Annotated in this window: 10 protein-coding genes; 7 read left to right on the top strand and 3 right to left on the bottom strand. The window is 68.8% G+C overall.

All coding sequences use genetic code 11. The features are described 5' to 3' along the window. The first annotated feature begins 87 nt into the window (after positions 1 to 87). From D7Y04_RS12765 to D7Y04_RS12780, 4 genes are read left to right on the top strand one after another with little or no spacing between them, the layout of a single operon-like run. Entirely contained in the window at positions 88 to 1311 is a 1224-nt protein-coding gene (locus D7Y04_RS12765) for an alkaline phosphatase family protein (RefSeq protein ID WP_121759504.1), read from the top strand. Beyond that, complete coding sequence (locus D7Y04_RS12770; protein ID WP_158627509.1) at positions 1296 to 2483, top strand: glycosyltransferase family 4 protein; 1188 nt, start codon at positions 1296 to 1298, stop codon at positions 2481 to 2483. Before D7Y04_RS12765 ends, D7Y04_RS12770 begins: the two co-directional genes overlap by 16 nt. Further along, entirely contained in the window at positions 2480 to 3688 is a 1209-nt protein-coding gene (locus tag D7Y04_RS12775; protein ID WP_121759506.1) for a hypothetical protein, read from the top strand. Before D7Y04_RS12770 ends, D7Y04_RS12775 begins: the two co-directional genes overlap by 4 nt. Continuing rightward, complete coding sequence (locus D7Y04_RS12780) at positions 3685 to 4578, top strand: glycosyltransferase (protein ID WP_121759507.1); 894 nt, start codon at positions 3685 to 3687, stop codon at positions 4576 to 4578. The genes D7Y04_RS12775 and D7Y04_RS12780 overlap by 4 nt, the downstream gene beginning before the upstream one ends. A gap of 77 nt (positions 4579 to 4655) precedes the next feature. Here D7Y04_RS12780 and D7Y04_RS12785 read toward each other — a convergent pair whose 3' ends face one another. Further along, entirely contained in the window at positions 4656 to 5861 is a 1206-nt protein-coding gene (locus D7Y04_RS12785) for a glycosyltransferase family 4 protein (protein WP_121759508.1), read from the bottom strand. Positions 5862 to 6029: 168 nt separating this feature from the next. Between D7Y04_RS12785 and D7Y04_RS12790 the strand changes: the two genes are divergently transcribed. The 3 genes from D7Y04_RS12790 to D7Y04_RS12800 are packed head-to-tail and all read left to right on the top strand — an operon-like array spanning position 6030 to position 9519. Next, positions 6030 to 7283 carry a glycosyltransferase family 4 protein gene (locus D7Y04_RS12790; protein ID WP_233601450.1) on the top strand — a complete coding sequence of 418 codons (1254 nt, stop codon included), beginning with the start codon at positions 6030 to 6032 and terminating at the stop codon, positions 7281 to 7283. Further along, positions 7280 to 8113 carry a PIG-L deacetylase family protein gene (locus D7Y04_RS12795; RefSeq protein ID WP_120595107.1) on the top strand — a complete coding sequence of 278 codons (834 nt, stop codon included), beginning with the start codon at positions 7280 to 7282 and terminating at the stop codon, positions 8111 to 8113. The genes D7Y04_RS12790 and D7Y04_RS12795 overlap by 4 nt, the downstream gene beginning before the upstream one ends. Beyond that, on the top strand, positions 8113 to 9519 hold the full coding sequence (locus tag D7Y04_RS12800) for an O-antigen ligase (RefSeq protein ID WP_121759510.1): 1407 nt from the start codon (positions 8113 to 8115) through the stop codon (positions 9517 to 9519). The genes D7Y04_RS12795 and D7Y04_RS12800 overlap by 1 nt, the downstream gene beginning before the upstream one ends. A 43-nt stretch (positions 9520 to 9562) precedes the next feature. Here D7Y04_RS12800 and D7Y04_RS12805 read toward each other — a convergent pair whose 3' ends face one another. Further along, entirely contained in the window at positions 9563 to 12634 is a 3072-nt protein-coding gene (locus D7Y04_RS12805; protein WP_121759511.1) for a kelch repeat-containing protein, read from the bottom strand. 315 nt (positions 12635 to 12949) lie between these two features. Then, positions 12950 to 16843 carry a kelch repeat-containing protein gene (locus tag D7Y04_RS12815; RefSeq protein ID WP_121759513.1) on the bottom strand — a complete coding sequence of 1298 codons (3894 nt, stop codon included), beginning with the start codon at positions 16841 to 16843 and terminating at the stop codon, positions 12950 to 12952. Between the last annotated feature and the right edge of the window lie 29 nt (positions 16844 to 16872).

Here is a 16872-nt window from a genome sequence, read left to right on the forward strand (position 1 = left end):
TGGGCGCGGATGGCGGAGCTCTTGCAATGTCAGACACCATCGCGGACGGCGGGAGCGCTCGGAGCCGTCTCACATTGAGACAGAACCATGTCCCAGGAAGAGATGACACCAAGAGGAGACAGCGCCGGAGCACGGCCCGTCCAGCCGCGTCGTGTGCTCGTGGTCTTCGTCGATGCGCTGGGCCCGTCCCAGCTGGAGACCTTCGAAGGGCTGAGTGGGTTGCCGCACCGGGGCCGCCTGCGCGGCATCCTCGGCTATTCATGTGGCGCCCTGCCGACGATCCTCACCGGCGCGCCGCCGGAGCGACATGGGCGGATGTGCCTCTTCGCGCACGCGGAGCGTGAGGACGAAGGCGTGCTGTCACCGCTGAGGTGGCTGGGGCTGTTGCCGCGCCAGGTGCATGAGCGGGGAATGCTGAGGCGCGCCGCGGCGCGGGTGCTGAAGAGGACGGAGGGGCTGACCGGGTACGTGGACCTGTACCGCGTCCCTCCGGAGCTGTTCCGCTGGCTCGACCTGCCGGAGCGTGAGGACCTGTTCAACGCCGAGCGCATCGGCGGGGTGGAGACGTTCCTCACGAAGGCACGGCGCGCGGGCCTGCGCGTGTTCGCCGCGCCCTGGCAGTTGCCTGAGGAGGAGCGCTGGGCGCACACCTGCGCGGTGCTGCGGGCGAGCAAACCGGACCTGGCCTTCGCGTACGCCACCGCCCTGGACGGCGCCCTGCACCGTACAGGCAACGGCAGCCGGGACGCGTTGGCGACGGCCCGGCGGCTCACCGAGCGGATCGAGCAGACGGTGGACGCGATGCGCGCGGGCGGAGGTGACGTGACGACGGTGATGGTGGGGGACCACGGGATGGCGGACATCCACGAGGTGGTGGATCCACGGCGGATGCTCGGGGAGCTGCGAGGCACGCGGCTGTTCGTGGACAGCACGATGCTGCGGGTCTGGGGTGATGAGCGGACGCGCGAGAAGGCCCGCGAGCGGATGGTGGCGCACGGGCTCCCGGGACGATGGCTGGACGCGGATGCGCTGGTGGAGCGCCAGGCGCCGGTGCGGGGTGCGCCTTACGGACAAGCCCTCTTCGTGCTGCGGGAAGGAGCCCTGTTCGCCCCCAGCTTCGTGGGGGGCAACGTGCGAGGCATGCACGGCTACGACGTGGACAGCCCCTCGGCGTATTCCGCCATCGCCTCGGATGCGCCGCTGCCCCGGGACCGAGGCGCGTTGATGGACGTGGCCGGATGGGTGTGCGCGATGCTGGGTCTGGAAGGGGAGACGAACCCGGACGGGAGACCGCCATGGGCCGCGGCTTGAGGGTCGCATGGCTCAACGACGCCGCCACCCCCGTGGGCGGCGCCGAGCGCTACGTGCGAGAGACCGCGCGGGAGTTGGGCAGGCGGGGAGTGACGTCGCTGCTCTTCTACGACGTGAACGTCTCGTCGGATCCGCACCCGGTGATGCGGGAGCCGTTCGAGGGCATCTTCCCCATCGTCGACCTGGCGCGGCAGCTGAGGGAGCTGGCGCCGGACGTCGTCTACGTGCACCAGCTCGCGAGCCTGAAGGCGCAGCGCGCGCTGGTGGATTCGCCAGCGCCGGTGGTCCGCTTCTTCCACGACCACCGGCTGTTCTGCCTGCGCGAGCACAAGTACACGACGCTGGGAAAGGAGCCCTGCACGAAGCCGGTGGGCGCGGCCTGCTACCCATGTCTCGGCTTCGTGGGCCGTTCGGAGGACTGGCCCGGGCTGAAGTGGGCCTCGCTGGGGAGGCTGCGGGAGGAGCAGGCTCTGGCCCGGAGTCATCACGCCTTCGTGGTGGGCTCGCGGTACATGGCGGACCACGTGGCGGCGCATGGCTTCGCACGCGAGCGGACGCACGTCATCCCGCTGTACGCGCAAGCCCCGCACCAGTCGCGGGTGCAGGTGGATCGAGAGGAGGACCTGCTCCTGTTCGTAGGGCAGCTGACGACGGGCAAGGGCCTGGACGTGCTGTTCCACGCGCTGACACGCACCACGCAGCCGTGCCGCCTGGCGGTGGTGGGAAGGGGCCGGCAGGAGGAGGAGCTGCGTGCGAAGGTGGACGAGCTGGGGTTGTCGAAGCGAGTGGCCTTCCTGGGCCCGATGGCGCCCGACGCGCTCTCCGCGCAGTACCGGCGTGCCGCATGCGTCGTCTTCCCCAGCCGAGCGCCGGAGACGTCCGGCCTGGTGGGCATCGAAGCACTGGCGCACGGGACGCCAGTCATCGCCAGCCGAGTGGGCGGAGTGGGGGAGTGGCTGACGGAAGGCGAGACGGGGCTGGGTGTGCCGCCAAATGATCCGGAGGCACTCGCGAAGGCGATCGACAGGCTGATGGCGGCGCCGGGCCTGAGGAGGACGATGGAGGCGCACGCGCGAAGGACCTACGAGGAGCGCTTCGTCCCCGAGCGGCACGTGACGCGACTGCTGGCGCTGCTGGAGTCGGTGGCGGGAGCGGGAGGGAGGGCGGCGTGAGGGGCGGACACTTCACGTTGAAGGGCTCGCCCGAGGTGGAGGCGAGGATCTCCCAGGTGGTGGCCGAAGCGGCGGCCGTCATCCACGCGCATGTGCGCCCGGACGAACTGCGGACGCTGGCCCTCATTGGCGGCTACGGGCGCGGTGAGGGAGGAGTGGAGAAGAGAGACGGAGTCGAGCGGCCGCACAACAACCTCGACTTCCTCCTGGTGCTGGAGCGAGCCCCGCGAGAGGGGCTGAAGGCGCGGCTGGACCTGGTGCTGGAGCCGCTGCGCGAGCGGCACGGGCTGGGGTTGGACCTGGGCGTGACGACGGTGCGGGCGCTGCGAAGGTCCCCGTGTCAGGTCATCTGGTACGACATGCGGTTCGGCCACAAGACGGTGGCGGGGGATGCGTCGTTCCTCCCGGGGCTCGAGCACTTCACGCGCGAAGGCATCCCACCCGACGACGTACGGAACCTGGCGGTGAACCGGGGCACGCTGCTGATCATCAACCAGGTGCTGCGAGACCAGGGCGCACCGGATGAGGACGCGCGCCGCACCATCCTCCGGCACACGGCGAAGGCCATCATCGGCTACGGCGACGCGCTGCTGTACTTCCTGGGGGCATACGACTGGAGCTACGCGGAGAAGCGGCGGCGGATGGCGCTGCGGCACGACGTGCCGGCCGGGTTCCGGAAGCTGTACGACGAGGCGAGCGCCTTCCGCCTGGAGCCGGACTACGCGCGCTTCGCCCCAAGCGAGCTGGGGCCATGGATGGACGAGGGGAGGGCGAGGCTCGCGGAGGTCCACCTCACGTGTGAGGCCGCGAGGCTGTCGGTGCCCGGGCTGAAGTGGTCCGGATACGTGGAGCGGGCGTTGAAGCACTCCCTCAAGGAGGGCGGCCTCCAACCGAAGGTCTGGCTGCGACGGGTGCGCAACGGCGTGAGGTTCCGGCCAAAGGCTTCACCCGAACTGGGGCTCCGAGCGCGATTGGGGCTGAGGCTCGGAGGGCCGCGAGGGGTGCTGGCGGCGGCGTTCCCGTTCGTGGCGTTCGAGGTGGGCGGGCCCCGGGACGCAGAGTTCGCGCGACAGCTGCTGGGAGCCGCGAGCCGCGAGCCAGCGGACTTACGGCGCGCATATCTGAGGTACTGGGGCGAGTCGGGAGACCCCAACTTCGCGCACGTGGCGAGGAAGCTCGGCCTGCGCCTGGGAGACCATCCATGAGTCGCAAGGTCACCGTCATCATGCGCTCGAAGGACTCGGCCTGGGTCATAGGCCAGGCGCTCTCCGGCCTGTTCTCGCAGGCGCGCAAGGACTTCGAGTTGCTCGTGGTGGACTCGGGCTCCAGGGACGCGACGTTGGACATCGTCTCGCGCTTCCCCTGCAAACTGATCCGCATCGACGCCGGGGCGTACTTCCCGGGCGTGGTGCTCAATCGAGCCATCCGCGAAGCGCAAGGCGACATCATCGTCTTCCAGAACTCCGACGTGGTGCCGCTGACGCCGCAGGCGCTGGACCGGTTGCTGGAGCCCATCGAGCGCACCGATGCGGACGCGACCTTCGCGCGACAGCTGCCGAGGCCCGAAGCGCACACGTGGGTGCGAAGGGATTACGAAGTGGCATTCCCAGCGCAGGGAGCGCCGCCGCCCTGGATGACGTACTCGCTGCCATTCGCGGCGATGACGCGGGATGCGTGGCTCAAGCAACCGTTCTACGAGGACGCATGGGGCTCCGAGGACACGGAGTGGGGACACCGGGCGCGAGGCCACGGGCTCCGGGTGCGCTACGTGCCGGACGCGTGGGTGATGCATTCGCACAACTACACGTTGAAACAGTTGTACGGGCGCCGCTTCATCGAAGGCGAGGCGGATGCCTTCATCCGGGAGGAGCCCGCATCGCTGACGGGACTGGCCCGGAAGCTGGGCGCGTCATGGGCAAGGGATGCGGTCGCGCACATCCGGGCGCGAGATGCCGCAGGCCTGGCGCTCTCCGTTCCCCGGCGGCTCGTGTACCACTGGGCTTATTGGAAGGGACACCAGTGGGGAGAGCAGCGCCTGCGGAGCGGGAACGCGGACGCGAGCGTGGGTCAGCGGGTGGTGCTGCGGCGGCAGTGAGTTTGAGCGCGCACCGCGCAGACGTTCCCTATGTCGAGGCCGCGCCTGCGCATCGGGCATGCGGATGCGAGCGTGGGTCAGCGGGTGGTGCTGCGACGGCAGTGCGCTTGCTCCGCACCACGCAGCATCTCCTCGATGCCGAGGACGTAGGCGTCGAGTGAGGCGTGTTCCCTCACGATGTCGAGCGCTCGCTGGACAAGCGACGCCTGTGCCGCCGCGTCCCGGTGGAGGGCCGCCAGCGCCTCGGCGAAAGCCTCACCCGTGCACGCCTTCACCAGCCGCGACGCGTCGTGCCGCTCGAGAAAGTCGCGAGCCCCGCCGCTGGGGGACGCCGCCACCGGCAGGCCGCAGGCCATGGCCTCCAGATACGTGAGGCCCTGGCCCTCGTGCTCCAGCTTCGACGCGAACAGAAGCGCATCCGCGTCCTGATACAGCGGAAGCAACTGCTCGCGGGGCAACTGTCCGGCCCATGCCACGCGTCCGCCCACTCGCAGCGCCCGCGCCCGTTGCCGCAAGGACGTGAGGTACGCCGGATCGTCCGCCGCGCCCGCCAGCGTGAGGGTGGCCTGGACGCCGCGCTTCTCCAAAGCCGCCAGGGCGTCGATGGCCGCATCGGGCGCCTTGCTCGGATGGAGCCGGCCGACGAAGAGCAGCCGAGGCTCTGCGCGCATGGGCCGGAAGGGACGTGGGGTGAAGCGCGACAGGTCCACGCCCTGCGACCGCACGACACCGAAGCCCAGCGGTACACCCGCCGCGAGGCACGTGCGCCGGACCGCGTCCGAAAGCCACGCGACCCCCGCGGGTTGGATGCCGGTCCACGTTCGTGAAGGCACCAGCAGCGAGTCGATGACGCCGCCCAGCCGGGCCCAGGGCCGCGCGTCGAGCCCCACGCTGAACGCCACCGGCCAGTCATCGTTCACCGTGACGATCGCAGGGACGCCGGCCTCCTGGAGCACCCGCAGCGGCGCGAGCCCCAGTCTCCGCAGGCTCATGACCAGCACCGCGTCCGGCCTGCCACGGACCTTCAGGTAGCGGCGCACCGCCGCCGTGTTTCGCGCACCGGCCGCGAAGTGTCGGAGGCGATCCCGCCCCGCGGGCTGGCCGAAGCGGCGAGCCAGGCAAAGGGTCCGCAGCACGCGCCCGTTCTCGGAGCCATCGCCGCTGGTGAGGACATCGACCACGTGGCCGCGCCGCTCCAACCCCTCCACCACATCCCGCGCGAGCAGTTCGTAGCCGCCGAGGACGTCGGGCGGGTACAGGTTGGTAAGGACGGTGACTCTCACGGGCAGGCCCAGCAGCTTGCAGGGGACATGCCTCCCGCGAGCGGCTTCCTTGCTGATTCACCGCCCGGATGTCTCGCATTGAGACGTCTCGGAATGGGAATGGGGAAGGAGGGACGCCGCGGGTGGGCGCGGAGTGTCTGGTCCATGAATTGCGTCTTGCCCGTGCATATGACGGCTGTGGAGCGCCCCGGGCGGCGCGTGGTGCATGTCCTTCGCAAGTACGACCCGCGCGAGTGGGGCGGGACGGAGACGCACGTCGTGGAGGTGACGCGGCGGCTGGCGGCGTTGGGCTGGGGGCCAGAGGTGCACGCACCGGCGGGGCCCTCGGAGCCGGATCGAGCGCTGGGCCCCGAGGTCCCGCTGCTGCGCTATCAGGCCTTCTGTCCGTTCCTGGGCCCGGCCGAGAAGCGAAGGGCGCTCATCGCCAATGCCGGCAACCTGGCCACCTTCGATGAGCCGCTCCGGCTCGCGAAGGACGCAGGCCTCGCCCTGGCGCACCTGCACACGGCGGGGCGAATCGGCGGAGCCGTGCGGACGGCCATGAGGCTCACGAGGCGCCCCTACGTCATCTCGGTGCATGGGCCCCTGCTGGCGCGGAAGTCCTGGCTGGAGCAGGACACCGCGCGGCGGCTGTCGGGGCTCATGGATATGGGCCGGCCCATCGGGTGGCTGTTCGGTGCCCGGCGCGTCATCCAGGACGCCGCGCGAGTCATCACCTTCAACGAAGAGGAGCGTCGCGCCCTGTCCGAGGTGATCGGGGACCGGGCGGTGAGGCTCGATCAGGGCGTGGACCTGGAGCGGATGGCCAAGGGAAGCGCGCAGCGGGCGAGAGAGCGGTGGCCCCGGTTCGCGCGCGCACGCGTTGTCACCCTGGTGGGGCGCATCTCGCCGCAGAAGAACCAGGTGTTGGCCGTGAGGGCCTTCGCCGCAGGGGCGCCCGAGGATCACCACCTGGTCCTCGCGGGCGCGACGGTGGACGCCGCCTATGGGGAAAAGCTGAAGCGAGAGATACAGGCACTGGGGCTCGGCGAGCGCGTCCATGTCCTGGGCAATCTTGACGCGGCCCGCGAGGTTCCGGATCTGCTGGCGCTCTCCAGGCTCGTGCTGGTGCCCTCGGCGCACGAGGCCTTCGGACTGGCGGTGTTGGAGGCGTGGGCGGCGGGGAGACCGGCCTTGCTCGCGGATCACTCGGGGCTGGCGGATCTCGCCGGAGCCATTGGTCCAGAAGGGCTGAGCGTGCCGACCCTGGAGGTGGAGGACTGGGCCCAGGCGCTGCGAAAGGCACTCGCCAACCCCGTGCGGCTGGACGTGGCGGCGCGAGCGGGCGCCGGGCAGGTGCGCCAGCGCTTCAGCTGGGACGTGGTGGCAAGCAAGGTCGCGGAGCTCTACCAAGCGGTCCTCGAGGAAGGAGCGCGGCGATGATGGACGGAAGCCCGGTGAGGAGAGGACTCCGTCGCTTGCAGCGGCTGGCGCTGGGACGGCGAGCCCGCACGTTCAACGAGGACGAGCTCCGGTGTCCCGCGATGGTGTTCGCGCCGCACCCGGATGACGAGACGCTGGGGTGTGGGGGCGCCATCCTCCAGAAGCGGCGCGCGGGAGCAGCGGTGCGGATCGTTCTCCTGACGGACGGCGCCAGCTCACACGCGCACCTGATCTCACGCGACGAACTGAAGGCGCAGAGGGCGCAAGAGGCGCTGGGCGCGGCGAAGGTCCTGGGAGTGGAGGAGGCGGACGTCTTCCTGCTGGGCTTTCCCGACGGAGCGCTGGACGCGAACCGGGAGGCGGCAGTGGCCAGGGTGGAGGACCTGCTGCGGAGGCACCGGCCGGAGCAACTCTTCGTCCCGTACGCTCGGGGCGAACACGCGGACCACGTGAGCACGAACCACCTCGTGCATGAGGCAGTGGCAAGGGTAGGGCGGCCCGTCACGGTGTTCGAGTACGCGGTATGGGCCTGGAGGCACTGGCCCATGGTGGGCTTCGGAAGGACACGAAGGCAGCAGCGGTCGGTGCTGGCGGGGACGGTGTCGACGAGGCTGGGACTGCGGATGCTCAAGGACTTCCGGACGAAGGTGTCCCTCCGGGGCGTGGTGGAGCAGAAGCGCGCCGCGCTGGCGCTGCACGCCTCGCAGATGGAGCGCCGAGACGCGGAGCCGCGCTGGCACACGCTGCACGACGTGGACGGAGGCGAGTTCCTCCCGTGCTTCTTCGAGGAAGACGAGCTCTACCGGCGCATCGACATCGCGGCGCGCTGATGGAGACGAAGTCCCTCCTCTTCCTGGGCCTGTGCGCGGTCGTCATTCCCGCCGGGATACACGCCGTCGGGAGGTCCGAACGCCTGAAGCACCTCTGCGTCATCCTGCTCGTCTGGGGCACCACCCACGCCTCGGCGGTGTCCCTCAACTTCTTCAGCCGAGCCTGGTACCGCGGCACCACGCGTGGCTTCGAGTTCAGCTGGCTCGACTTCCTATGGATCTTCCTGTGGGTGGACGAGCTGCGGCACCGCAAGCCAGTCCAGCGGCGCGAGTGGCCCCACGGGCTGGCCATCATGGGAGTGTTCCTCGCCTACAACGCGGTGAACGTCCTGCTCTCCGATCCCCGGTTGTTCGGCCTGTTCGAGCTGTCGAAGATGTTCCGCGCCGTCATGGTGTACGTGACGATCGCGGCCTGCGTGAAGAACGAGCGGGACCTCCGGCGCCTCGTCGCGGCGCTGGCCATCACGGTCATCTACGAGTGCTTCTGGGTGATTCACTCCCGGGTCGTGTTGGGGCACAGCCGGGCGGACGGGACGCTGTTCCACCCGAACACCGTGTCGATGTTCAACCTCATCGCGGTCCCGGTGCTGCTCGCGGTGGCGCTCTCGGACGTAGAGCCACGCCTCAAACGTCTGTGCGGCGTGGCCACCTTCCTGGGCTCCATCTCGGTGCTGTGCACCGTGTCGCGAGCGGGACTGATTTCGCTAGGACTGCTCCTGGTGGCGGTGGCCTTGACGTGTGGGGCGTTGAAGCCAACGCCGAAGACAGCAGGGGTGGCGCTCCTGCTGTTGCTCGCGGCCATTCCCCTGGGCCTCAAGCTGGCACCGGCCTTCCAGGCCCGCTTCGATTCCGAAGGAGGACTCTCCAGTGAGTTCGGGGGCAAGGAGCACGAAGGGCGCGGCGCCTACGTCCACCTCGCCCGGTTGATGCAGGAGGACCATGTCTTCGGAGCCGGGCTGAACAACTGGTCCTACGCGGTGTCCAACCAGTACGGCCGGATGATCGGCTTCGGTTACATCCCCTATGCGGGCACGGATGAAGCGCCGCCCAAGGGGCCCATCCCGGCGGGCTCGAACGTGGACGCGGCCCAGGCCCCCCCGGGACACAGCCTGTATCTCATCACGCTGGGAGAGACAGGCTGGCCCGGAGTCGTCCTCTTCGCGGCGGTCTGGCTGAGCTGGTTCAAGATGGGAGCCAGCTTCTTCCTCAAGCGTTCGCCCGCGCTGCGCTCACGCTTTGGAATCGGAGTCTTCTTCGGCCTCCTGGGCGCCTTCGCCCAGAGCTTCTCCGAGTGGGAATACCGCCAGACGCCACTGCTCTTCCTGCTGCACATCCTGTTGGGAGCACTTGCGGCCGTGTACCCGGCCCGCCCGTCGGTGACGGCGAAGCGAGCCTCCGCGACATGACGGCTCCGTGTTGGAGCATGGAGCCGTCAGCGCGGGATGGCTCCTATAGGCACACCCACTGGTATCTGGGGCTGCTGCCGACGGCACAAGCAGAGCCCAGCTGTGCGCAGGGTCCATCCGGGGAGAAGTTGTTGCAGTTGACGGTCCGGCAGGCGCGGGAGCCGTCGTCGCACGTACCCGTGTTGACCCATCTCGCACCGGAGCTGACGCACGTTCCGCCGCTGCACGTCTGGCCACTGCCACAGGTCTGGACGTCGGTGATGACGACGCCAACACAGCCGCCGCCGGCGATGCAAGAGCCACTGGTGATCCTCTGAATGGTGTTGCCGCTGCAGGTGTAGACGTCATAGGGCGTGCACGTCGTGACGTCGGTGGTGGCGGTGGAACCATTGCAGCCATTGCCAAGGCAAAGGCCTCGGGTGGTCTTCTGAACGGTGTTGCCGTTGCAGGTGTAGGTGTCCACGGGCGAGCACGTCCTGACGTTGGTGGTGCTGCTGCCACTGCAACCGCTGCCGCTGCAGAGGCCGTTGGTGGTCTTTTGGACGGTGTTGCCGTTGCAGGAGTAGGTGTCGAAGGGGGAGCACGTCGTGACGTTGGTGGTGGTGCTGCCACCGCAGCCGCCACCGCTGCATAATCCGCTGGTGGTCTTCTGGACGGTGTTGCCGCTGCACGAATAGCTGTCCACCGGGGAGCACGTCTGGACGGCGGTGTCCGTGGAGCCGCAGGAGCCGCCGCTGCAACCGGTGCCGGTGGTCCTGCGGACGGTGTTGCCGCTGCAGTAGTCGTTGCTCGCGGTGGAGCACGTCTGGACGAGGGTGTCGGTGGAGCCGCAGTTGCCGCCGCTGCAACCGGTGCCGGTGAGCTTCCGGACGGTGTTGCCGCTGCAGTAGTTGCTGCTGGAGGTGGAGCAAGACTCAATGAGTTGCTGGGAGGACGTGCAGGCCCCGTGGGAGCAGCCGCCATGGACGGTCTGGTAGGCGCCGTTGCCGCTGCAGTAGGGGCCGCTGCTGCCGGTCTGGCACGTCTGCACGAGGACGTCAGTGGACTGGCAGGAGCCGCCGCTACAGGTGCCCGTGCCCATGGTCCTCCGGATGTCATTGCCGCTGCAGTAGTTGGTACTGGCGGTGCTGCAACTCAGGGGCGAGCCGCCGCAGGAGCCCGCACCGTTGCAGACATCGCCCGTCGTGCACGAGTTGCTGTCATCGCAGCTGGCGCCCGCGGCCTTCGGCACATAGGAGCAGGTGCCGTTGGAGCAGGTGCCGGCGGACTGGTAGCACTGATTGGGAGGGCTGTTGCAGCTCAGTTCCGAGCCGCGACAGATGCCCGCACCGTCGCAGACGTCGCTCGTCGTACACGAGTTACTGTCATCGCAGAGGGTGCCCGCGGCCTTCGGCGGGTAGGTGCACGCTCCGTTGGAGTACGTGCCCGGGGAGCCATGGCAGGCGTCCGGCGGTGTCGTGCAGGCCGGCACTCCGGCGCAGACGCCCGCTCCGCTGCACACGTCGTTGATGGTGCCCCCATTGTTGTCATCACAAGCCGTGCCCGCCGCCTTCGGAGCATACGTGCACGCCCCGTCGCTGCACGTCCCCGCCAACTCGAAGCACTGGCTCGGCGGGCTGTTGCAGCTCATGGGCGAGCCTGAGCATCCGCCCGCCCCATTGCACGTCTCGCCCACCGTGCACGCATCCCCGTCATCACACGCGGCGCCCGTCGCCTTGTACGCGTAGGAGCACGTCCCATCGCTGCACGTTCCCGCCGTCTCGTAGCACTGCCCCGGAGGACTGCCGCACTGGGTGGCACTCCCCGCGCACACGCCCGCGCCGTTGCACGCGTCCGCGGTGGTGCACGTATCCCCATCGTCGCAGGTGACTCCAACGGCCTTCGGCGCGTAGCTGCACACCCCATTGCCACACGTCCCCGTCGCCTCGTAGCAGGGCCCTGGTGCGCTGTTACAGGTCACCCAGGTGCACGCGTCGTAGCCATACAGCTCCGCCGTCTTCAGGCTCGTGCCGCTGGAGCCCAGGCCGCCCACCACCAGCACCTTGCCCTGCGCCCCCAGCGACACCGCCACATGCGAGTACCGAGCACCGACCATGGGAGTCGCCGCGCTCCACAGCCGGGTGGCGGGGTCGTACACCTCCGTGCTCGCGAGTGCGGCCGTCGCGGCGCTGCCAAACATTCCGCCAGTCACCAGCACATGCCCCGTGCTCAGCAGGGTGGCGGTGTGCAACTCCCTGGCCGTGCCCAGTGCGCCCGTCGCACTCCACTGCCCGGTGCTCGGGTCATACTCCTCGGCCGTCACCAGCAGGCCGGTGCCGTTGCGGCCACCCACCACCAGCACCTTGCCCGAAGGCAGAAGCGTCGCCGTGTGGTTGTAGCGCGCGGACGCCAGGCTGCCCGTCGCCGCCCAGGTATTGCTCGACGGGTTGTACAGCTCCGCCGACGCAAGGCTCACGCTCTCTACGCCGCCCGCCACCAGCACCTGGCCCGAAGGCAGCAGCGTCGCCGTGTGGTTGCGGCGCGGCGCGCCCAGATTGGAGCCGGCACTCCAGCTTCCGGAGGCCGGGTCATACAGGTCCACCTTGAAGTAGGCGCCCGTATTGTTTCCACCGCCGGCCACCAGCACCTTGCCCGAGGGAAGCACCGTCGCCGTCACGGCCGCCCGAGCCACGCCCGTGGCGAAGCTCCCCGCGAAGGCCCAGGTATTGGTGTCCGGGGAGTACACCGCCGCGGAAGCCAGACGGCCCGTCGCATTCTCTCCGCCCACCACGAGCACCTTGCCCGAAGGCAGCAGCGTCAGGGCGTGGATCTGCCGGGCCTCCGGCATGGACGCGGCCGCCGTCCAGGAGCCCGTCGCGGGGTCGAAGAGGGTGGAGGAGGAGAGATAGCCACTGGCGTTGTACCCGCCCGTCACCAGCACCTTGCCTGACGGCAGCGCGACGCCTGCGTGGTACTTGCGAGCCTCCGCCATGGGCGCGGTCTCGGTCCAACCCTCCACCGCCAGTGGCGAAGCCTGTTGGGCCAGCGTCTTCTCTTCTGGTGGTTTGCTACTACAGCCCACGACGACACAGAGCAGCCCCAACAGCAGAGCCCTGCTGACTCTCCACGCGTCCATGACAACTCCAGGGAATGGAGGCGCACAGAGGGGCCCCCATGAAATTTGGTTTAGCCCGCCAGCATGGCGATCCGCTTTTGAAACACAATCATCCCGCCATTCGGCCGACGCTCTACATGAGATCGTGCATTGGCCTCAATCACGACCATGGGGTCGTCCCCTGCGAGCCGGGTGTCGACAGACTCATCCACGCCGAGCTCTTGGGCGCCGCGGAGCACCCCGTCGAGGCGAAGCCTCCGTGCGTTGGGGGCGCACGGAGGCTTCCACGCTGAATTCAAGAGGTGTGAGTGGACGGACTCCGACTCACACATTCATTCAGTACGGCGCGCACTTCCATTCGGTACGACCGGTGGGGCCGCCATACCAGAAGCAAGTGGAACCCACGGGCCTGCAGTCCTGGCCGTCCGGGTTGACGGGGGAGCATTCATTGGCTGGGCACCGGGTGCTGCACGAACCCACCAACTGCCAGAGCCCATCGTTGGAAACGCATGCGCCGTCGCTGCACATCTCGAACTGGCTGTTGCACGTCTGGACCAGGGTGTCCGTGGAGCCGCAGGTACCACTGCCGCTGCAACCCGTGCCAGTCGTCCTCCGGACGGTGTTGCCGCTGCAGTAGGTCGTGCTCGCGGTGGAGCACGTCTGGACCAAGGTGTCGCTGGAGCCACAGTTGCCACCGCTACAGCCGGTGCCAGTGGTCCTCCGCACGTTATTGCCGCTGCAGTAGGTCGTGCTCGCGGTGGAGCACGTCTGGACGAAGGCGTCGGAGGAACCGCAGGAGCCGCCGCTGCAACCGGTTCCGGTGGTCTTCCGCACATCATTGCCGCTGCAGTAGTTGTTGCTGGAGGTGGAGCACGTCTGGACGAGCTGCTGGCTGGACGAGCAGGAGCCTCCGCTGCAGCCGCCATTGACGGTCTGGTAGACGCTGTTGCCGCTGCAGAAAGGGCTGCTGGTGCCCGTCGCGCACGTCTGGACGAGCGTGTCGGTGACGCCACAGGAGCCACCGCTGCAACCGGTGTAGGAGGTCTTCCGGACGGTGTTGCCGCTGCAGTAGTTGCTGCTCCCGGTGGTGCAGTTCTGGACGACGGTGTCGGTGGATCCGCAGGAGCCGCCGCTGCATCCAGTGCCGGTGACCTTCCGGACGGTGTTGCCGCTGCAGTAGTTGCTGCTGGAGGTAGAGCACGACTCGATGAGTTGCTGGGAAGAAGTGCAGGCACCGTTGGAGCAGCCGCCGTAAACGGTCTGGTAGGCACCGTTGCCACTGCAGAAGGGGCCACTGGTTCCGGTCTGGCACGTCTGCACGAGGGTGTCCGTGGAGCCGCAGGAACCGCCGCTGCAGGTGCCAGTGCCCGCGGTCTTCCGCAAGTCATTGCCGCTGCAGTAGTTGGTGCTCGCGGTGGAGCACGTCTGGACGAGGGTGTCCGTGGTGCCGCAGGCGCCGCCGCTGCAAGTGCCGGTGCCGGTGGTCTTCCGGACGGTGTTGCCGCTGCAGTAGTTGCTGCTCGAGGTGGAGCACGTCTCAATGAGTTGCTGGCTGGACGCGCAGGCGCCTCCGCTGCAGCCGGAATTGAGGGTCCGGTAGACGCTGCTGCCACTGCAGAAGGGGCTGCTGGTGCCCGTCGGGCACGTCTGGACGAGCGTGTCGGTGGAGCCACAGGAGCCGTCACTGCAACCGGTGCCGGTGGTCTTCCGCACGTCATTGCCATTGCAGTAGTTGCTGCTCGAGGTGGAGCACGTCTGGACGAGGGTGTCGGTGGAGCCGCAGTTGCCGCCGCTGCAACCGGTGCCGGTCAGCTTCCGGGCGGTGTTGCCGCTGCAGTAGTTGCTGCTGGAGGTGGAGCACGACTCGATGAGCTGCTGGGAGGACATGCAGACACCGTTGGAGCAGCCGCCATGGACGGTCTCGTAGGCGCCGTTGCCGCTGCAGTAGGGACCGCTGCTGCCGGTCTGGCACGTCTGCACGAGGACGTCAGTGGACTGGCAGGAGCCGCCGCTACAGGTGCCCGTGCCCATGGTCCTCCGGATGTCATTGCCGCTGCAGTAGTTGGTACTGGCGGTGCTGCAACTCAGGGGCGAGCCGCCGCAGGAGCCCGCACCGTTGCAGACATCGCCCGTCGTGCACGAGTTGCTGTCATCGCAGCTGGCGCCCGCGGTCTTCGGCACATAGCTACAGGTGCCATTGGAGCAGGTGCCCGCGGCCTCGTGGCACTGGCTGGGCGGACTGTTGCAGCTCAGCGCCGCGCCACCACACGTGCCAGAGCCGTTGCAGACGTCGCCCGTCGTGCAGGCGTTGCCGTCATCGCAGCTCGCACCCGAGAACTTCGGCGCGTAGGAGCAGGTGCCGTTGGAGCAGGTCCCCGCGGCCTCGTGGCACTGGCTGGGCGGGCTGTTGCAGCTCAGCGCCGCGCCACCGCAGGTGCCAGAGCCGTTGCAGACGTCGCCGCTCGTGCAAGCGTTGCCATCATCGCAGAGGGTGCCTGCGGCCTTCGGCGGGTAGGTGCACGCCCCGTTGGAGTACGTGCCCGGGGAGCCATGGCAGGCGTCCGGCGGCGTCGTGCAGGCCGGAACTCCGGAGCAGACGCCGGTCCCATTACAGACGTCATTGATGGTGCCACCATTGCCATCATCACAAGCGGTGCCCGTCGCCTTCGGCGCATAGGTGCACGCCCCATCGCTGCACGTTCCCGCCGCCTCGAAGCACTGGCTCGGCGGGCTGTTGCACGTCACCGGCGTGCCCGAGCACCCGCCCGCCCCGTTGCACGTTTCGTCCACCGTACACGCATCCCCATCATCACACGCGGCGCCCGTCGCCTTGTACGCGTAGGAGCACGTCCCATCGCTGCACGTTCCCGCCGTCTCGTAGCACTGCCCCGGAGGACTGCCGCACTGGGTGGCACTCCCCGCGCACACGCCCGCGCCGTTGCACACGTCCGCCCCGGTGCACGCATTGCCGTCGTCACAGGTGGCCCCGGTCGCCTTCGGCGCGTAGCTGCACACCCCATTGCTGCATGTTCCCGCCGCCTCATGGCAGGACCCTGGGGAGTTGTTGCACGTCACTCCGGCGCACGCGTCATACCCATACACCTCCGCCGTCTTCTGGCTCGCGGCGTTGGCGCCGATGCCGCCCACCACCAACACCTTGGCATGCGTCCCCAGCGACACCGCCACATGCGAATACCGCGCACCAGCCATCGGCGTCGCCGCGCTCCACTGCCGGGTGACAGGGTCGTACAGTTCCGTGTTCGCCAGGGCAGCCGTCGCGGCGCTGCCAAACATTCCGCCGGCCACCAGCACCTTCCCGGTGCTCAGCAGGGTGGCGGTGTGCAGCATCCTGGCCGCGCCCAGCGCGCCCGTCGCACTCCACTGCCCGGTGCTCGGGTCATACTCCTCCGCTGTCGCCAACAGTCCGCTGCTGTTACGGCCACCCACCACCAGCACCTTGCCCGAAGGCAGCAGCGTCTCCGTATGGTCGTAGCGCGCTGTCGCGAGGCTCCCCGTCGCCGACCAGGTATTGCTCGAGGGGGTGTACACCTCGGCAGTCGCCAGGCTCCCGCTCTCGACGCCGCCCGCCACCAGCACCTGGCCCGAAGGCAGCAGTGTCGCCGTGTGGTTGCGACGCGGCGCGCCCAGGTTCGGTCCGACACTCCAGCTTCCGGAGGCCGGGTCATACACATCCACCCGGAAGGACGCCCCCGTACCGTTTCCACCGCCGGCCACCAGCACCTTGCCTGAAGGCAGCAGCGTCGTCGTCATGGCCGCCCGAGCCACGCCCGTGGCGAAGCTTCCCGCGGGGGCCCAGGTATTGGTGTCCGGGGAATACACCGCCGCGGAAGTCAGGCGGCCCGTCGCATTCTCTCCGCCGACGACCAGCACCTTGCCCGAAGGCAGCAGCGTCAGGGCGTGACTCTGTCGGGCCTCCGGCATGGGCGCGGCCGCTGTCCACGCACCGGTCGCGGGGTCGAAGAGCGTGGAGGAGGAGAGATAACCACTGGCGTTGTATCCGCCCGTCACCAGCACCTTGCCGGAAGGCAGCACGACACCCGCGTGGTATTTCCGAGCCTCCGCCATGGGTGCGGTCTCGGTCCACCCCTCCACCACCAACGGCGAAGCGCTGTGGGTCAGCGTTTTCTCTTCTGGCGGCTTGCTGCTACAGCCTGCTGCAACACAGACCAGTCCCAGCAGCAGGGCCCTGCTGGCTCGCATCACGTCCATGACAACTCCGGGGAATGGAGGCGCTCAGA

Origin of the sequence: Corallococcus sp. AB038B (assembly GCF_003668955.1) — a bacterium.
GTDB classification, from domain to species: domain Bacteria; phylum Myxococcota; class Myxococcia; order Myxococcales; family Myxococcaceae; genus Corallococcus; species Corallococcus exiguus.